Source organism: Providencia sp. PROV267, from assembly GCF_028477825.1.
GTDB lineage: Bacteria > Pseudomonadota > Gammaproteobacteria > Enterobacterales > Enterobacteriaceae > Providencia > Providencia stuartii.
In genome coordinates this window covers 312,224-330,224 of the sequence record NZ_JAMPLX010000011.1, presented here as the reverse complement: position 1 = coordinate 330,224, position 18,001 = coordinate 312,224, and the positions used below count along the sequence as shown (strand labels likewise).

Below are 18,001 nucleotides of genomic sequence, written 5' to 3'. Positions count from 1 at the left end.
ATGTCTCTTAAACAACAAGATAAATGAGATCTCTCGCTACAAATTATTAACTATTATTCTCTTAACCATGGTGTAACGGTTAAACCAACCAACATTCCTTCGGGGCTAAGTAAGCGTGTAACCATTTGTCCCCAAGGTTCCATTCGCTCATTAACTAAAATGGAATAACCTTCATTAATAAAACATTGAGTGGCTTTTGATAAATTAGCGACTTCAAATTCTATCCAGCTTTGAGGAACAAGGTGCGTTTCCGGCCAATGATCGACACCAAAACAAGATTGTGCAGCTTGAGATAATGGCCATAACGCAAAGTGTTTAACGCCACTAAGCTGTTCTTCTTCGCTGGTGAAATAATCCTGATTACCTTCCATTGCCTTTAAAGGTAAACCTAAAGTTTTAACATAGAAATCATAACTTACATTAGGCTCACGTGTTATCGGACCAAAACCTGCAACAAATAAAATTTCTGAAGCTTGATGCGAACTTAACATATTAATCCTATATAAGACTGGTATGGAATGGTTTATGAGCTGAGAAACAATGAACAGTATTTACGCAATGCTTAACATTTTCTCTACCATTTGTTGAGCATAAATCGCCTGCTCACCACTGACGTCAGGCTCGCTATCATGGCTCACCGCATCAATAAAATGGCGAATAGCCCCATCGAATCCACGTTGAACCAATATCGACTCCCAACTAGAAGGTTGTTTTTGTTTTATCCCCTCGTGACTTTCACTCATCCAATGATTCATGTTTGTCACTTGGTAGACCCCACCATCACAAATTGCTGCAACTTGCTCGCGTTGACTACCCGCTCGGCGATGCATTGATGTCGTCACTAAACATTCATTCACTTTCAGATGATGCTCTGCATAGCATAACGCTTGCTCCTCAGTTGCAATAATATTGCCTCCCAATAATTTTGCTTCGCTTCCCACGAGCCAGATAGCGGTATCTACAACGTGTAAATAATCATCTAGCATAGTAAAACGGACATTTTGAGGGCCTAGACTGTCACTACGATGTTTTTCCATACGTAATGAAGCAACTTGACTGAGGTGTTGTTTGAGTTCTTGATAAAAAGGTGAAAAGCGCCGATTAAACCCAACCATAAGCGAACGTTTCTGTTTATGTGCAAAGTCCACTAATTGCTCTGATTGGCAAAGTGTCTCAGCAAGCGGTTTATCAACATACACATGTACGCCGTATGATAACAAACTGTAAATAACTGAAAAATGGCTGGCGGTACTACTGTGTACAAAAACCGCATCACACTGCTGGGCCAGCTGTTTTATATCTGAATACAGTGGAATACGATAGTTATCACAGACGATTTTTGCTTTCCTTTGATTTGGTGAAAATGCCCCTATCAGTTGCCAATTATCTGTTTTACTCAGTATCGGTAAATAGGCTTTTTGCGCAATAGAGCCTAACCCTACGATACCAATGCGTAATGTTCTCATCAAAGATTGACCTCTGTGCTGACGGTGTAGGAAGGATACTGACAAGTATAACGAACAACTTATTTCGAGTACTAACTTGTTTTATAAAAATTTATTCGAATTATCCTTAAAAGAACCAAAAATAACGCATTGAATTTTAATTATTTTTTATAAAAACGAATTTATAGGGGGTAAAATTCGCATAATAAGACATAAAAAAGGGTTGATTTATCAAATGAGAATGGTTATCTTTTACCTAACGAATACTTGAGTAAATTACTCAAGCTTTCGTAAACGACATTGCTCACATTGCTTCCAGTTTTAGCAGGCCAACTTCTCTGAGTTGGCCTTTTTTTTCATTAACACGTCGCCACAAACCCACTTTATTGACGATATTTATCTCAGGTGAAGCGCACTCGATAAACTCCAAGATTTCAAGTGCCCTACATAGCTTAAACGATGGGTCGGAACAAAGGTCGGCACATCCCCTGTTCGCATATGAAGGATATCCGCTGGCGTTATCCATGCTGAATTCCCTTCAAATAACGGAAGTCCTGCATATTTATAGGCATCAAGGACAAACTGCGAACAAAAGAAGCCGTTAGCTTGGTCTACATCGCTACCTAACTGTACTGTCGCTAACGTTCTCAAACAAAAATTACGGATCGTTTGACCAATAAAAGGTAATTCACAAACGCGCTTTGTCACCATCCAAGGCGCTATCATCACTATCCCTTTAAAGTTATATTTGCCCCCTTCATTTTGCATAGAAAATTCACGTAATTTATGGGCGTGAATAGAGGTTAACCCCTCTTGCCGCAACACCACCATATTATTTGAGTCCGAGATAGCTTGATCGAGCGTAATGATCCTCACGCCACTGCCGACAGATTCCGCTACTTCACCAGCCCCCAAATATATTGAGGCATGACTCACCCCGCTAATACTAAAAAGACGGATACCCCATGAATTAATTCCCGTTGCGGAAGACAATAAAATATCGCCAGGTAACATATCAGCAGCGGAGAGCGCCTCTACAGATTCTTTAATCGGTATCGTATTGGCTTGTTGAATGCTAAATTTTAATCGGTTACTTTCTTCATCCGTTCTAAAGCCTGTCGAACATCCTGCCACTGAAATAACACAAAAACAAAAAATTAAATATTTAAAATAAGCCAACGGGAATACCTACCCTATTTCTATTTATACGCCAATTCAATGTAACCAAGTTCCATGACTTTTTCATCGGAAACGTCTCAATATTTTGTTTATTTGTAATTTTAGATAGTGACAATAATCACATATTGACCATTCTAATATGAAGATGAGGTAGCGGTCGTACTGGTTGCAAGAAAAAGAGTAAGAAATGAGGTAGGAATATCATTTGGTGTTTTTAACCCTCTAGCAATGCCAGAGGGTCAACATTCACTCAATTAATTAGCTAATAACATATTCAGGATAGAATACCGTTGTTGAGTGGTAGGTTTTTTTCTCTGTCGCTTTATTATTTAATGCCGCAACTACAGGTTGATTTTGTAATTCAGCGGGCAGCTGTTCCGTCACATTTTCTTTTGCTACGACAGAAACTCGAATATTTTTCTTAGAACGACTTAACTTATAAGGCATTCCTAATAAGCGACGTGCTGCATTATTACTTACCATTATATCGACTCCTTAACTACAACATTTAAATTCAGCAATAAGCTGAATATCAAAAACATAGCCAGTGTTGACTGCATGGGTTATTTTAAATTTTACTCAAAATTCAAAAATAACCCTAATAGTATAGCATCGATAAAATATAAGTGAATGAAATTAAACTAATTAGTTTCACAAGGGAACTATCTGAGGTGGAATTTTTATAAGATATCAATATTATTAGCACTAAAATTTAAAAAGTATCAACCTGTATTTTCTTAGCGTTAAATCCTTATTTTCTTATGATAAACGCCTTCTTATTAAAATAAAAAGGCGTTTATCTTTTATAAATAGTGAAAATATTTAACTGGCACCACGTCTATTTTTGGCGTAAGTATCAAAAGCAACAGCTAAAATAATGATCAGTCCAGTAATAATTTGCTGATAATACGCTGAAACATTCATTAAAACTAAACCATTAATTAATATTCCCATAATGATTGAGCCAATAATGGTTCCTCCGATACGACCATATCCCCCCATTAATGATGTACCACCAATCACAACAGAGGCGATCACGCGCAGTTCAAATGTCATCCCCGCTACCGCTTCAGCACTCCCTAAACGTGCACTCAGCACAAACCCAGCCAGCCCAGCTAAACAGCCAATCACCACATACACACTGACAAGAACACGTTTAACGTTCACCCCTGCTAACCGAGCTGCTTCTTGATTACTGCCAACTGCGTAAACAAAACGCCCCCAGCGGCTTTTATGCAGCGCTAAATAGCCTATCAATGCCACAATCGCAAAGATCCAAATAGGCACCGAGATCCCCAGTAGCTCCCCACGCCCCCACCAACGATAGCCAGCATCAAAACCTGAGATTGGTGCACCATCATTAATCACTAATGTCAGCCCACGCCAAATTGTCATGCCACCTAATGTGACGATAAATGGTGGAATATTCAGCCGCGTGATCCCAAGACCATGTAAAAACCCAATCCCTGTGCCTACCGCTAAGCAGATAGCTAATCCAACTAACCAGCTCATCCCTCCCCAAGCATTAGGATCTAAGCCGACTAAATTATCACCTTTAATCACAAACGCCGCTGTCATCGCGCAAACCGCCAGTATTGAGCCAACAGACAAATCAATACCAGCGGTTAAAATCACCAACGTCATCCCCACGGCCATAATTCCATAGATAGACACTTCGGTTAAAATATTAGTGATATTGCGTTCAGTCAGAAAATTACTGTTTTGGGTTTGAAAAAATAGCACCAACAGCACCATAAAAATCAAGACACCAAAGCGCTCAAAAAAAGCGATGAAATCTATTTTTTTACGGCCGACCGCCGTAGAAGATTGTTGTTGTAACATGTAAACCTCTCATACGACCATTTCTGCTGGTGAGTTTTGATGGCAAATAGCCATCATCATCATTAACTTCTCTTCTGTTGCATCATCACCTTTAATCTCCCCCGTTAAGCGGCCCTCGCTCAACGTGATGATCCGGTCTGAAATCGCCATGACTTCAGGTAAATCAGAAGAAATAACAATAACCGCAACGCCTTTTTTCGCCATCTCAAAAATAACCTGATGAACTTCCGATTTGGTTCCAACATCAATACCCCGAGTTGGCTCATCAACAATTAATACTTTTGGCGACATGGCCATACACCGTGCAAGAATGACTTTTTGTTGGTTACCACCAGACAATTTACGCACTTCTTGCTCACTGCTGGCCATTTTGATTTGTAGTGCTTGTTTGTAGCTTTCTATCAAGGCGTTTTCTTTATTGCTATCCACCATCCACCCCATTTTAAGTAGATGTGATAACGCTGAAAGTGATAGGTTGTAGCGAATGGATAATCCCAGCGCGGCGCCTTCTTTTTTACGATCTTCTGGAACGAGTGCAATCCCCTTATCCAGTGCATTCATTGGGGTCGTTGGCTGATAAGGCTCACCATCAAGGATAAACTCACCCGTGGTATATTTATCTGCGCCGAATAAACAGCGTGCCACCTCAGTCCTTCCCGCCCCCATAAGGCCCGCAATACCCAGTATTTCGCCTTCATGAACATCAAAACTAATATCGTGAAGCGCGATACCATGAGGATCTAAAGGTGGCTTAGCTTTCGATAAATGTTTCACCGATAGGCGAATCGGTTTGTCTCGATGATATGTTTCGCTGGCCGGCCTACGTTCAAAAATCACATTCCGCCCAACCATCATACGTATGATCTCTTGTACTGAGGTCTCAGCCACATTCCCCGATCCGGTGTATCTGCCGTCTTGAAATACCGTGAACTTGTCACATATCTGAAAAACTTCATGTAAGCGATGTGTCACGTAAATGACGCTCACCCCACGGTTTTTCAATTCCCTAACAACACGATGCAGACTTTCTACTTCAGTATCGCTTAGAGCCGCTGAAGGCTCATCCATCACAATTAATTTAGCATTGAGCGTCAGTGCACGTGCAATTTCAATCATTTGCTGCTGGGCAACACTTAACCGTGCCACTTGGGTCGTTGGCAAAATTGCCAATTGAAGATAATCAAGGATCGCTTTGGCTTCCTGATTAAGGACTTTTTCATTAACCATCCAACGCATTTTTAGCGCTTCACGCCCTAAAAACATGTTTTCCGCTACCGTCATATTCGGTAGCAAATTAAATTCTTGATAGATAGTAATAATCCCTTTTTGTTGGCGAACAATCGGGGTATCTGTTATGGAAAGCAATTCACCGTTAAACCAAATATCACCACTGGTTTGCGGTTGAGCGCCTGCAAGTGCCTTTAAGAAAGTGGATTTACCCGCACCATTTTCCCCCAATAACGCATGCACTTCCCCTGGCATCACTGTCATTTGGGCTTGACTTAGCGCCCAGATCCCTGAAAAGCTTTTGGCAAGATTTGTAATTTTAAGTAGTGGCTCTGACATAAAAACTCCTTTTCAGGAAAACAGGGCTCACCGAGCCCTGAATAGCACTGTAAATGACTATTTCAATTCACCAATACGTTCCGCTTGATCAAGGTTATCTTTGCTAATAATTGTGGGAGGGTAATCCGCGCCTGTGATCGCTTTTTTGTCACGAATATTATCGACCAATTGCCCCATCGCCATTTTTACTGCGTAGCCTGCGCGCTGATCAGCCGTTACAGCCATCCAACCTTCCTTAATACGACTAAGTGCTTCAGGACTTGCATCAAAACCTGTCACTAAAATGTCGCCCGGTTTATAACCTTGCGCGCTCAGCGCCTCAATCGCACCAAGGGCCATATCATCGTTAGCAGATAAGATCACATCCGGTTTTTTCGCGAGTGAAGGCAATAAACTTTCGGTGATGCGCATCCCTTCCGCTCGCATCCAGTTACCATTTTGGTCAGCGACTAAGCGGTATTTACTCCCCCCTTCTTTTAAGCTATCGCGGATCCCTTTCGTACGTTCAATATTTGATGAGGAGCCAGGTTGTCCTGTAATTAAGATCAGATCGGCGCCATTTGGAAACTGCTTTTTGACATATTCCGCAATGGCGTAACCGCCTTTGTAATTATTAGCCCCAAAATGCGGCACCGGTTGTTGTGCATTAATGGTTCTATCAAGAGTCACCACCGGTAAGCCAGCGCTTTGAATTTCAACCACCGCATCGGCAATGGCATTGACATCATTAGGTGACACAATAAAGCCCTGTGCACCTCGTGTGATTGCATTTTCAATATCAGCAACCTGCTTAGGTGAGCTACCTTGCCCATCTAAGACTTGAATATTGACTCCTAACTCTTTAGCGGTTTTCACCGCCGATTTCTGCATATGCACTTCAAACGGGCTGGCCAATGTTGGCGGACTAAAGACAATTTGTTCATTTTCAGCCATCACACTCGGTGTTAAACCCAATACAGCAACCAGCGCGGTTAATTTCATGATATTTTTCATTTTGCCCTTCCCACTGATTATGAATACATGTTGTGTTTTGATGTCACCAATATTTAACATGGCGATAACATAGATATACATTAATGAAACATATATTCCAATTTTTATTATATGAAAATTTTGTTTTTGTTGTGTTGATAACGAAATTAAGTGGAAAGTCAGAAAATTATGTTACAAAGATCACAGATTTCTCTCATTCTATCCCCTGATTAAGGGGACTTCGGCGCCTTTTTTACCCCTTGAGATCTTGGTGATTTCTTTCGTAAAGAAATGAAATATTCATTCTATTTTATTAACCGATGGGATTATCTCTAAGCGAATTGCTATTAATGAATAAATCAAGAAATTCAAGTGTTCAGAATGAACAATTGACTGATTATTTGGCTAAATTAAGATTAACTATAAAATAATTTGCTTATCATTTTTATTTTTTTCTTTATTATCTAATACTGCTAATAAAATGAAGATATTAGCAATAAACTAATCAATTAAAAGGATTTATATGCTAGCTTTGACAATTTGCATTTGCCAAAATCGTCATGAAGTGATGATACCGACAACACAATTAAATAAAGAAAATGATACTCATTCATCTCATTTATTAGGTCTTAATGACCTTAATAATAACCCAAATACACTGTTTGATTTTTGGCAATCGTTGATAGATAACCTTGTTATCTCACGGTTATTTGATACACAGATTAATAATCATGCGCTGATTAAAAAAATGACCGATGAACAAGGGGTGTATAATAAGTTATTGTCTGAATACAAAGAAAAACTAGGGAAAGTTTTTTACTATAATACAAATAATTATCCAAGTGATATCCAAGGGGATCTTAAGGGGAATGTATTTTATGCTCAACATAGCATTATCCCAGCCATTAATCGAATTGATGATGATATACAACCTCATCTCGTTTCAGGCCGTAAAACATTGGTGATATTTAAGCCTCATGAAAAAATCAAAGAAAATGAGCAATTAAATATTAAGGTCTATAATGAGGATAATGAAAAGATATATTCAACCTACCTACTTCCCCCATCAAAACTGCCTAAAATTGCAGGCACTGAGCAACGGTTTACCCGCTTAACACCTGACGATTTTACTATTCCTAAATCGTTTGATTTTACTATCAATGCATCAAAAAAGATTAAAGAATTGACTGAGAGCACAAACTACCTCAATCAACTTATGACCGAAAATGACATTATTAGAGTCGATATTGACGCTGAAAATTTATCTATTAACTTAGATAGTTTAAAAAAACGCCCGAATAAAAAACTCATATTGAATTTAGCGGATAATATCGATGCAAATATTAAATATAGAAATAATTCAATACCTCTCTCTGCACAGCAATCTTTTGTTATGATAAGCGATGAAACAGGTCGTTGGTTTACTCGTGACGAATCTAGATTGTCTTTTCACTATCAACAAGCGTTAAATATTGATAAATACAAAACCCCCGAAACCTTTGATGTGGAATTTACGACAAATGATGATATTAATCATATCTCTAAGAACCCCAAATTATTCCAAGATATTATTAAAAAAAATGACACTATTAAAATAGCAACCAGAGATTACCATTGGGCGAAAGATTTTATTATCCCCAATAGTAAACAATATGCCAATAAAAAAATACTTTTCACTTCTCAAGCTTATTTTAATAGTGATGTTACCTATGGCGATAATGAAGTTAGAATTACTACGGGTGAAACTAAGCTTTTTATTAGTGATGATGAAGGTGTATGGTCAATTTACTCTCCGGATACCCAAAGTACGGTTAACTATGCCTTGCCTCAATCATTTGATATCAAGATAAATAAAAACAAGGAATTGCAAAAAATATCAAAAGATATTTGCTATTTTAACGAAGTTATCAATAACAATGATAACATCCATATCGCAACGCGTAATGCTAATTGGGCCCGTCATTTTACATTAGAAACTCATCCCAATTTTAAAAATAAAAAAATTTATTTTTCATCAGAGGCTGACTATGACAGTCATGTTTTCTATGGTGACCAAAAAATAACGATAAAAAAAGGTGATAGCCAATTATTTGTTTGTGATGAATTTGGTTTTTGGCGTACATATGAAGGTGAGCCTTTAATTAATGATGACAGTGATGAAATCAGGTATATCGAAAATGGCTGGTCTGTTGCTATTCCTGCTGAATACATTAAGCCCAAAATAAGGTTGGAATTCGATTATCATGGAAAACAAGGTACGCTATCTGATATTTATGTCGGAGCCCCAACAGAACTTCTGCTCCATACTATCGATATCGGCATGTTGACTCCCTATAGAGGAGAATTAGCATTTCAAAAAAATGCTGAATTACAACGCCAATATTTCCAACAAATCCCTATTAATCGTTTAATCGTCTCTCACTACGCTCCAATCCACTTAAAAGAGATTGTTCTTCCTTCAGGAAAACATTTAACTCATCGTTCAGATGATGATGGAGGTGGGCATAATGGGGATATGCGAGAGCAAATTTCTAAAGATCTTATTTCAGATGGCATTAATTTAGCCAATTACGGCGTTCATTCATCGGCGACAAAAGAAAATAACTACTTACCTACCGCACAAATTACGATACATAATTCCCGTGGTATATATAAAAATGGTTTACAAGAGCACGGTTGGTCAGGAGGAGCGGGAAAAGCCACATTATACAATACCGTAGATAATGAATTTAGTCATGAACTGGGTCATAATTATAAGATTGGTCATTACTTTAAGGGATTTAAAGGCGGTGTTCATGCAACCCCCGATAAACCTAATTCGACATGGGGATGGGATGCCGACAACAACTTTTTTATTCCTAACTTTGAAAAAAAGAAAACAAATAAGTACACGGTTTTAGATGCGCGTGATCCTAATGCAGAAAAAGCAGAACCCTATATGCAACATGCAATGCTAAAAGATGCTATGTCTGGTGGTGAGCTATACGATAAAGCGTACAATGCGTACACATTACATACCCCAACAACGGCTCAAGCTATTCAACATTTTTTCGAGAACTCTGCAATATTTAGCAAAACATCGTCAACAGGTTATCAAAAGTGGGATCCCAATACACAAACAATGCAAGAGTACCTGCCTCCTCATACAAAAAATATTTCTTTTGTAGATGTACCAATAGTAGATAATCAAGATGTTACGGAGACAACTTTATCAGCGCTACTTAATAAAAATGACCATATAAAAATAGAGAGTTATAATTCTCACTACCCACCCAATATTTATCTACCTCAAGCGGATCACAGCAATAAAAATAAAGTGATTGAGATAGATTGCACTTCTCAATGGAGTATTAAACTACATGTTAATGGTAATAAGCAGATAATCAGCCATAATACAAAAGTGTATTATATTTCAAATGGAGATTCATGGGAGCCGTCCTCTGAATTAACCTTCATTCAAAAACCCGTAAAACAAGGCGTTCCGGTTGTCACTTTAGTCGGTTTTTATGACCCACAAAATCAATTAAAAAGCTATATCTACCCTGCGTTAGAAGGCTCTTATGGGATGGTATACAACAACGATACTATCGATACGACTAAACCATATCTTGCAGTGACGCTACGTAATGGTGAGGTAAAACAATATCAACTTGATCAACACCGATTTATTAGCCAGTTAATGAATAAGTTCCACATTAATATTGAACGTCGCTTAGAGCCAGTAAAAGCAGAGTTATATGTTAAAGGGCAACGAGTCTCATCACAGCATATTGAACTAACTGATCAACCTCTTCCTACCACCATCAATGGTATTATTCAAAGTTAACTCTTGTGTACGCCTACTACAATACGTATAGGCATCGTTTCATCGTCGCCATTAGCAATAATGGCGCTTTTAGCTGATATCACCACATTTAAATTGCGCTTCCTATAGAGCTATGTTATTCCCATTATTTCTTATTGATGCTTTTCGAGGCCGTTATGCTAAAGATCCTAGGTCGTACCACATCAATCAATGTTCGCAAAGTCCTGTGGGCTGCACAAGAAGCTCAACTTCCCTTCATTCATGAGCCACAATGGGGAGATGAGTTAAGCCTAAAATCTGCTGATTATCTTAAGCTTAATCCTAATGGGCTCGTCCCCGTATTAATCCACGAAAATGGTATTTTGTGGGAAAGTAATACAATTTGCCGCTATATTGCCACCAAAGCACAACGCTTTGATCTACTACCTGAAAGCCCAGAAGAAAAAGCAGACGTTGAAAAATGGATGGATTGGCAAGCAACTGAACTAAACAGCGCATGGCGTGCTGCTTTTATGGCACTTGTTCGGAAAAGTGATAGTTTTATTCAGTACCCTGAATTGATAGCTAAAAGTACTGATGAGTGGAACAGTAAAATGCTGCTGCTTGAAGCAGAGCTTGAAAAAAATGGTAATTTTATTAATGGAAAACAATTTACGGTAGCTGATATTACTCTAGCACTCTCTATACATCGCTGGTTGCTTACACCGATTATTAGGCCAAACACCCCTGCTATTTCACAATATTATCAGCAAGTATTAACGCGTCCTGCCGCTAAATTATATTTAGACCCCAATATCCCTTAATTTCAATAACCGATAATTAGTAAAGTAGAGTGTGCTAAATAAATTAGCACACTCCATTAATTATTTGACTAATTTACAAGTACGGCCTTTATCATCAGTAATGCGATTGTTAACAACATCATCTTCAGAAATTGTGGCTAAATTAAACTCATTCTTCCCATGAGACCACAACTGCATGTTTTCGCCAACATAACGAGCGCCATTTGCTGCTGGAGCGCTTTTTAACACGATAAGTTCATCGCTATAAAGCATCACAGCGGTATTTTCATCAGGGAATGAAACCCTAATTTTTTGATCTTCACACTTATAAGTGTCCGTTTTTGCCGCAAAAGCAGATGACGCTGTTAATGCAGAAACAAGTGCTATAGCCGAAACTGAAATAACTTTACGCATTTTTTCTCCTTAAATCGCTTTGAGAGGTTCTTACCTCTCGGCGATATCATGACAAATCTCATTTTTTGATACATAAGATTCATCCGTAATTATTCTTTTTTTGTCATTTCATTTTATTTTTTTAATTTATCTAAGAGTTTCTACTTGTTATTTTAATAGCTTAAATAATCTATTGCCCTAAAAAAATAGTTGTTATAGAAGTATTCTTAGCTATAAAAAATATAATGGAGAAACGGATATGAAAACAATTGGTTTAATCGGGGGAATGAGTTGGGAATCAACTTTGCTTTACTACCGGCAGATTAATGAAGGCATCAAGCAACAGCTTGGCGGTCTTCATTCAGCAAAAATCGCTTTATATAGTGTCGATTTCGCTGAAATAGAACATATGCAATCGGCAGGGCAATGGGAGCTTGCGGGTCAATACCTTGCGCAGGCAGGAAAAAACGTAGAGCAAGCAAGTGCTGACTTTGTTGTACTTTGTACTAATACAATGCACAAAGTTGCCGAGCAAATTGAGAATAACATTAATATTCCTTTACTGCATATTGCTGATGCGACTGGCGAACGCATTATCAATTCAGGCATTAGAAAAATCGGTTTATTAGGTACGGCTTTTACGATGGAGCAACCTTTTTATAAAGATCGTCTTCATGAAAAATACAATTTATCTGTGCTCACACCTAACGACCAAGATAGAAAAATTGTTCATGACATCATTTATCAAGAGCTGTGCCTAGGAAAAATCACTACCGGATCTAAAAAGCAATATCAACGAATTATGGCATCACTGGTTGAAAATGGCGCGGAAGGGATCATTTTGGGTTGCACAGAGATCACGCTATTGGTAGATCAAAATGATACATCGGTACCTATTTTTGATACAACGGCTTTACATGCTCAAAAAGCTGTTGATTTTGCTTTAAGCGAATAATAAATATTTATTTCCTTGAAAATAGCACCTTACTATTATTAGCTCAAAATAGAGTAAGGTGATCTTATGAGGTTAAATACTTTATTGATAATAGACCTTCTATTTTTGAAACAGATAAAGTGGGATAGATTTATCGTTTTTACTTTTAATTGTATTTACCTCATTTTTCGTCATTTCTTACCATGCACTAAGTGGATTTACTTAACTTTTCTTATGTTAAGAAAAATTATTTATCCAGTGATATTAGTTTTAATATCTATAACTGTACAAATCTGACATTTTTTAGATTCATTTATCGCCAAATTCACTATTAGATAAATATAAAATTTCCATATGATTATTTTGACTTTATGAAATACACTTTTTTAGCAGAATAATACTATTGAATTAATCATATTATTTCTGATAATAGCCTTACATTTTACGCTATGGATAATTGACTCATGAAGCAACCAAACTTTAGAGGAATCGCTTTAGGCAACTATATTAGAAAACTACGTACATCCCGAGGTATCTCTACAGAAGCCATGGCTGCTGCATTAAAAATATCAGAACGAAACTATATTCAATATGAAGAAGGAAGCGTCTCTATTTATGTGGAACACCTAATGATTGTTTCTAGTATACTGGATGTGGATATTAAACATTTGCTTGAAGTTTTTGAAAAACCAGGAAAACCAACTTGGATATAGATATTGACTGTCCTTCCTTCCCCCCTGAATATACAGCAGGGCTAAACGCCCTACTGTTTCCAATGTTATTTAATTTTTTGTTATTCTTAGTATTATTCTAATGATCATTTTATGATAAAGACTAGCTAGTAAATTTAATAATTAATAGTTTTAGATGAATAATAAAATTTAACAATATGAGTTAAATAAGTTAACAAGCATGCGCTTTACAAAAAAAACAGTAATAATCGCTCAATATTAATGTGTTATTGCTACTTTTATTAGCAACTATGCCATCGTATTTTTTAATATCTAATTGATAAAGCAATGCATTATCAAAATATCAACGAGATATACTGTGAATTTCTAGCTGTTTTTTAATGCGTTAATAATTTTTCACTGCCCTAAAATTTATTCTAATCCAATCGCAACATCAAAGCTAAACCACTTTATGGTGGCAGCCAATATTTTTGATTTCTTACCGACACACGATGTCAAAAACCCTATGCTTGACTGATAAGCGCCATAACAGCATCAGCCAATGAAAAATCTACTTTTTATTCACTAATCACCATTGAATACACTTTTGATGACATTTAATCTTTATTTATTTAATATATAACTTAAGTTGATTTTTTATCTGGGGTATTGGGTGAGTAAATTACATAAATACTGCACAAGTCGGTATTCATTAGCCATTGTATTTTTCCTGATTTGGATGTTGATCCTTCCTAGTATGACGTTTGCCTCGATACTTGTGTTTAAATATCGAGTGCTAGATGTAAATCATGCCTATTCACTTATGTTAGTCGTTTTATTTGTCAGGATTTTTTTATCCATTATTGTGATTCTATTTCTATCTTGCATGACATGGATAAAACCATCGATATGGCGGGTTATCGCTTTATCTGTTGTGTTAATGCAATTTGTTTTATGGCTAGATTCATACATACCTTGGCTAACTAATCTCCGTCACTAATGCCGCCATTATCGCATGCCAACCGATATAATTTATTGATATATAAGTACCTCTATCACTATGAAAACCACGCTTTTTAGAGGTTGTAATGCGCGTTGCTACGATACCTAAAGATTCTAGGATTTAACAGATTTGAGTTTGAGCTTTTGACTATAATATCTGATTTTTCATTATGTTATGAACACCACAATAATTGAGTTATCTTCCATTACTAAAGCTCCTCATTTATTAAAATGGATCAATTTTGACTTACCTGTATCGAAAGACCTCGTCCATCTGCTATTATGGCTGGCTTAGCAATTTCCTTACCGAGGATTGCCTTAAGTTTTTTGTTAGTGAGTTTATTGCCCGCATCCATAAAGCGCCTTATTTCTTATACAAAAGATACAGCAAGATGATAGGCAATGAGGACAATTAAAAACAAAAAACTTAAAAATCATTGAATTAAACAATAATCAGCAACGATACAGAACAGTAGAAAATGAACGCACAGAAAGAACAATATAACTTTAACAAGCTACAAAAAAAATTGCGCCGCGATGTAGGGCAAGCCATTGCCGACTTCAACATGATTGAAGATGGCGATCGGATTATGGTCTGCCTATCTGGTGGTAAAGACAGTTATACCCTACTTTCTATTTTGCAAAGCCTGCAAAAAAGTGCACCGATCTCTTTCTCGTTGGTTGCTGTTAACTTAGATCAAAAACAACCCGGTTTCCCCGAGCATATTCTCCCCGAATACCTTGAAAACCTCGGAATCGAGTACAAGATTGTTGAAGAGAATACCTATGGGATTGTAAAAGAGAAAATCCCAGAAGGGAAAACAACATGCTCACTATGCTCCCGTTTACGTAGAGGCATTTTATATCGTACCGCAACAGAATTAGGCGCAACTAAAATCGCACTAGGCCACCATCGCGACGATATCTTACAAACTCTTTTTCTAAATATGTTTTACGGTGGAAAACTAAAAGGTATGCCACCTAAATTAATGAGCGATGACGGTAAACATATTGTGATCCGCCCTTTAGCTTATTGCCGAGAAAAAGATATTGAGCGTTACGCCCAAGCAAAAGAATTTCCAATTATTCCGTGTAATCTTTGTGGTTCACAACCTAATTTACAGCGTCAAGTAATTAAAGATCTGCTACGTGATTGGGATAAACGCTACCCAGGTCGTATTGAAACGATGTTCAGAGCCACTCAAAATGTCGTTCCCTCTCACTTATGTGATACTGAGTTGTTTGATTTTAAAAATGTCGCTCATGGCGATACCGTCATCAATGGTGGCGATTTAGCATTTGATCGAGAAGAAATCCCCACACAACACCAAATTGATGATGACGATAGACCTGAATTTACTGCGGAACGCCTGAATGTTATTGAGGTGAAATAACGCCATTGCCACCATCACTTTGTATGAAGGTGGCAAGATGCTTATTTGTATCATGCTGCGCACCTGAATGTCGCTACCCCAACAAATATCCGTTTTGCATTCTCTACAATGTGAATGGATTGAAGGTAAATTTAGAATAAAAAAAAGCCGATGCAATATACATCGGCATTACAGTGGTCAATTATTCTGTACAAGAACTCAATATGAGAAAAACTACAATTATGGAGCACAACGTTCATCGCTCAACGTTGCATTCACCTGCGGAATTAATAGTGCCCCAAATCAACGTACCTTTTATTGATTTATCTCAAACAAGGGTGGGTTAACACAGATAACTTTCTTTTTAAAGCCAACGGCTTTTTCTCAACCACCAAAAAACAGTACCAATTAATACCGCCAATAAGAGACAAAATACGCTGAATGCAAACCTAAATTCACTGCCAGGAATACCTGCTAAATTGACCCCAAATAACCCTGTTAAAAAAGTTGTTGGTAAAAAAATCATCGCAAGTAGTGACATCGTATAAATACGACGGTTCATCATTTCGGTCATCATATTGGTGATTTCATCAGACATAATTGCTGTACGCGAAACAAAACCATCCAAATCCTCAATACAACGCCCTAAACGATCGGAAATTTCCTGCAACCGCCGCCTATCGGTATCATCAATCCATAATAGCTTTTCTGTCGCCAAACGCGCCAACATATCCCGCTGTGGTGCCATATAGCGACGTATCACAATAATTTGTTTGCGTAATAACGCAAGTTCACCGCGCTCAGGGATTTCACCATTCAAAATGGTATCTTCCATCCCAATTAAACGTTCATGTAAAGTATCGGTAAAATCGCTGATTTCATCAGTAATCGCATCCGCAACTTCCACCAGCCAATCTCCGGTACTTTGCGCACCAACCCCTTCTTGTAAGTCAATAATAACTGAATCGAGCGAATTTACTTTTCTATGGCGACTTGAAATAATCAATCGACTGTTAATAAAAACACGGAAAGCGACTAGCTGTTCAGGGCGCTGGCCTGCATTAGTGTTCAACGTTTGCAATGTTAATAAAATGCCATCGCCAACTCTCAAAATTCGCCAACGACCTGCATGGCCACAAAGCGCGGCTTTAACTTGTTCGCTAAACAGCTCTGAGTTTTGGATCCATTGCTCACTTTCTCGATTTTTATAATCATAATGTAGCCAAAAAGGAGATTGTTGAGTGGCACTCGCGTTAACATCAAGGGGAATAAATCCACCCTCTCCATTTAATTGGAATGCATGTACAGGGTTTGAACTCTGAAATAATGAGCCATAAATCAACGCCATGCCGTTATCTCCTTCCTTTTAAGCCAGTTATCGTTATAGCATAGAGGGAATATGCCGGAAATATCAAGGTGAAAAATAGCGTTGGCCCAATTCACGGTTTTATCGTATCGATAATATAAGAAATATCTTAGATTAGATTGAATATATAGGTAACATAAAATATAGGTTGAATAACGCCTATTTTTGCTTATTAGCTTATCTCAAATAAGCCCTACCAAAGCTTGAAATATCAGTATGGTACTGTTAAATCTCATTTAGAATATTTATTATTCTCCATATTTTCACCATGCCTGCTTATTATCTATTCATCATGGTAGTCATAACAAAATTCGCAAGTCCCCACTATCCAGCCTAACGCCTATATTAATATGACACATCAAAGCGAGTATATTCTCTTCGCTTATTCGACGTAACATATAAAATTTTGTTTAATTAACAGATAGCTATCAGATAATACGTAAGAATAATGCGTTAAAATGAAAGTATAGTCAGTAAAAGCGAACGATTTGTTTTGCAACCGCCATTTTTGCTAAATACCAACATTACTTTGCCACAAAAGAACAATAAATTAACATCGGACTACATTAGTATTCACTTTGTAGTGTTTATTCCTTTTTTGGTCCTCCTTCTGTCTCTCCAGCGGAAGGAGCTTTTTCTTTTTTACACCCCAAAAAACAGCCCATATAAAA

14 protein-coding genes are annotated in these 18,001 nt (G+C 37.5%); 5 read left to right on the top strand and 9 right to left on the bottom strand.

Features of this window, described 5'->3' with window-relative positions; genetic code table 11:
- Window positions 1-53 precede the first annotated feature (53 nt).
- The 7 genes from PR709_RS10190 to PR709_RS10160 all read right to left on the bottom strand — a co-directional run bounded on the left by PR709_RS10190 (window position 54) and on the right by PR709_RS10160 (window position 7,013).
- Complete coding sequence (locus tag PR709_RS10190) at window positions 54-491, bottom strand: hypothetical protein (protein WP_004919293.1); 438 nt, start codon at window positions 489-491, stop codon at window positions 54-56.
- A gap of 60 nt (window positions 492-551) precedes the next feature.
- Window positions 552-1,466: a Gfo/Idh/MocA family protein gene (locus PR709_RS10185; protein WP_004919292.1), complete on the bottom strand. Its 915-nt coding sequence runs from the start codon at window positions 1,464-1,466 to the stop codon at window positions 552-554.
- A 375-nt stretch (window positions 1,467-1,841) separates the two neighbouring features.
- Window positions 1,842-2,624 (bottom strand): YaeF family permuted papain-like enzyme, encoded by a 783-nt coding sequence (locus PR709_RS10180; protein WP_014658248.1) that lies wholly within the window; start codon window positions 2,622-2,624, stop codon window positions 1,842-1,844.
- Window positions 2,625-2,882: 258 nt separating this feature from the next.
- Window positions 2,883-3,107, bottom strand: coding sequence for a stationary-phase-induced ribosome-associated protein (sra, locus tag PR709_RS10175; protein ID WP_004919289.1), 225 nt, complete (start codon window positions 3,105-3,107; stop codon window positions 2,883-2,885).
- Between the two features lie 339 nt (window positions 3,108-3,446).
- Complete coding sequence (locus tag PR709_RS10170; RefSeq protein WP_004919287.1) at window positions 3,447-4,466, bottom strand: ABC transporter permease; 1,020 nt, start codon at window positions 4,464-4,466, stop codon at window positions 3,447-3,449.
- A gap of 9 nt (window positions 4,467-4,475) precedes the next feature.
- Window positions 4,476-6,032 carry a sugar ABC transporter ATP-binding protein gene (locus tag PR709_RS10165; RefSeq protein ID WP_004919284.1) on the bottom strand — a complete coding sequence of 519 codons (1,557 nt, stop codon included), beginning with the start codon at window positions 6,030-6,032 and terminating at the stop codon, window positions 4,476-4,478.
- A gap of 57 nt (window positions 6,033-6,089) precedes the next feature.
- Window positions 6,090-7,013: a substrate-binding domain-containing protein gene (locus PR709_RS10160; protein ID WP_014658246.1), complete on the bottom strand. Its 924-nt coding sequence runs from the start codon at window positions 7,011-7,013 to the stop codon at window positions 6,090-6,092.
- Between the two features lie 514 nt (window positions 7,014-7,527).
- Here PR709_RS10160 and PR709_RS10155 point away from each other — a divergent pair.
- Window positions 7,528-10,830, top strand: a complete 3,303-nt coding sequence (locus PR709_RS10155) for a M66 family metalloprotease (protein ID WP_272570881.1) — start codon at window positions 7,528-7,530, stop codon at window positions 10,828-10,830.
- Between the two features lie 155 nt (window positions 10,831-10,985).
- Window positions 10,986-11,612 (top strand): glutathione S-transferase family protein, encoded by a 627-nt coding sequence (locus tag PR709_RS10150; protein WP_036943877.1) that lies wholly within the window; start codon window positions 10,986-10,988, stop codon window positions 11,610-11,612.
- A 60-nt stretch (window positions 11,613-11,672) separates the two neighbouring features.
- On the opposite strand, the gene PR709_RS10145 is transcribed toward PR709_RS10150, so the two are convergent.
- On the bottom strand, window positions 11,673-12,005 hold the full coding sequence (locus PR709_RS10145; protein ID WP_004919278.1) for an MliC family protein: 333 nt from the start codon (window positions 12,003-12,005) through the stop codon (window positions 11,673-11,675).
- Between the two features lie 238 nt (window positions 12,006-12,243).
- On the opposite strand from PR709_RS10145, the gene PR709_RS10140 reads away from it, so the two are divergent.
- The 3 genes from PR709_RS10140 (at window position 12,244) to ttcA (ending at window position 15,985) form a co-directional block, all read left to right on the top strand.
- Complete coding sequence (locus PR709_RS10140; protein ID WP_004919275.1) at window positions 12,244-12,939, top strand: aspartate/glutamate racemase family protein; 696 nt, start codon at window positions 12,244-12,246, stop codon at window positions 12,937-12,939.
- Window positions 12,940-13,382: 443 nt separating this feature from the next.
- Entirely contained in the window at window positions 13,383-13,631 is a 249-nt protein-coding gene (locus tag PR709_RS10135; protein WP_004919272.1) for a helix-turn-helix domain-containing protein, read from the top strand.
- Window positions 13,632-15,070: 1,439 nt separating this feature from the next.
- A complete protein-coding gene (gene ttcA / locus PR709_RS10130; protein WP_004919267.1) occupies window positions 15,071-15,985 on the top strand; it encodes a tRNA 2-thiocytidine(32) synthetase TtcA in 915 nt (304 codons plus the stop codon).
- A gap of 343 nt (window positions 15,986-16,328) precedes the next feature.
- On the opposite strand, the gene zntB is transcribed toward ttcA, so the two are convergent.
- Window positions 16,329-17,312, bottom strand: a complete 984-nt coding sequence (gene zntB, locus PR709_RS10125; protein WP_004919264.1) for a zinc transporter ZntB — start codon at window positions 17,310-17,312, stop codon at window positions 16,329-16,331.
- Window positions 17,313-18,001: the final 689 nt, after the last annotated feature.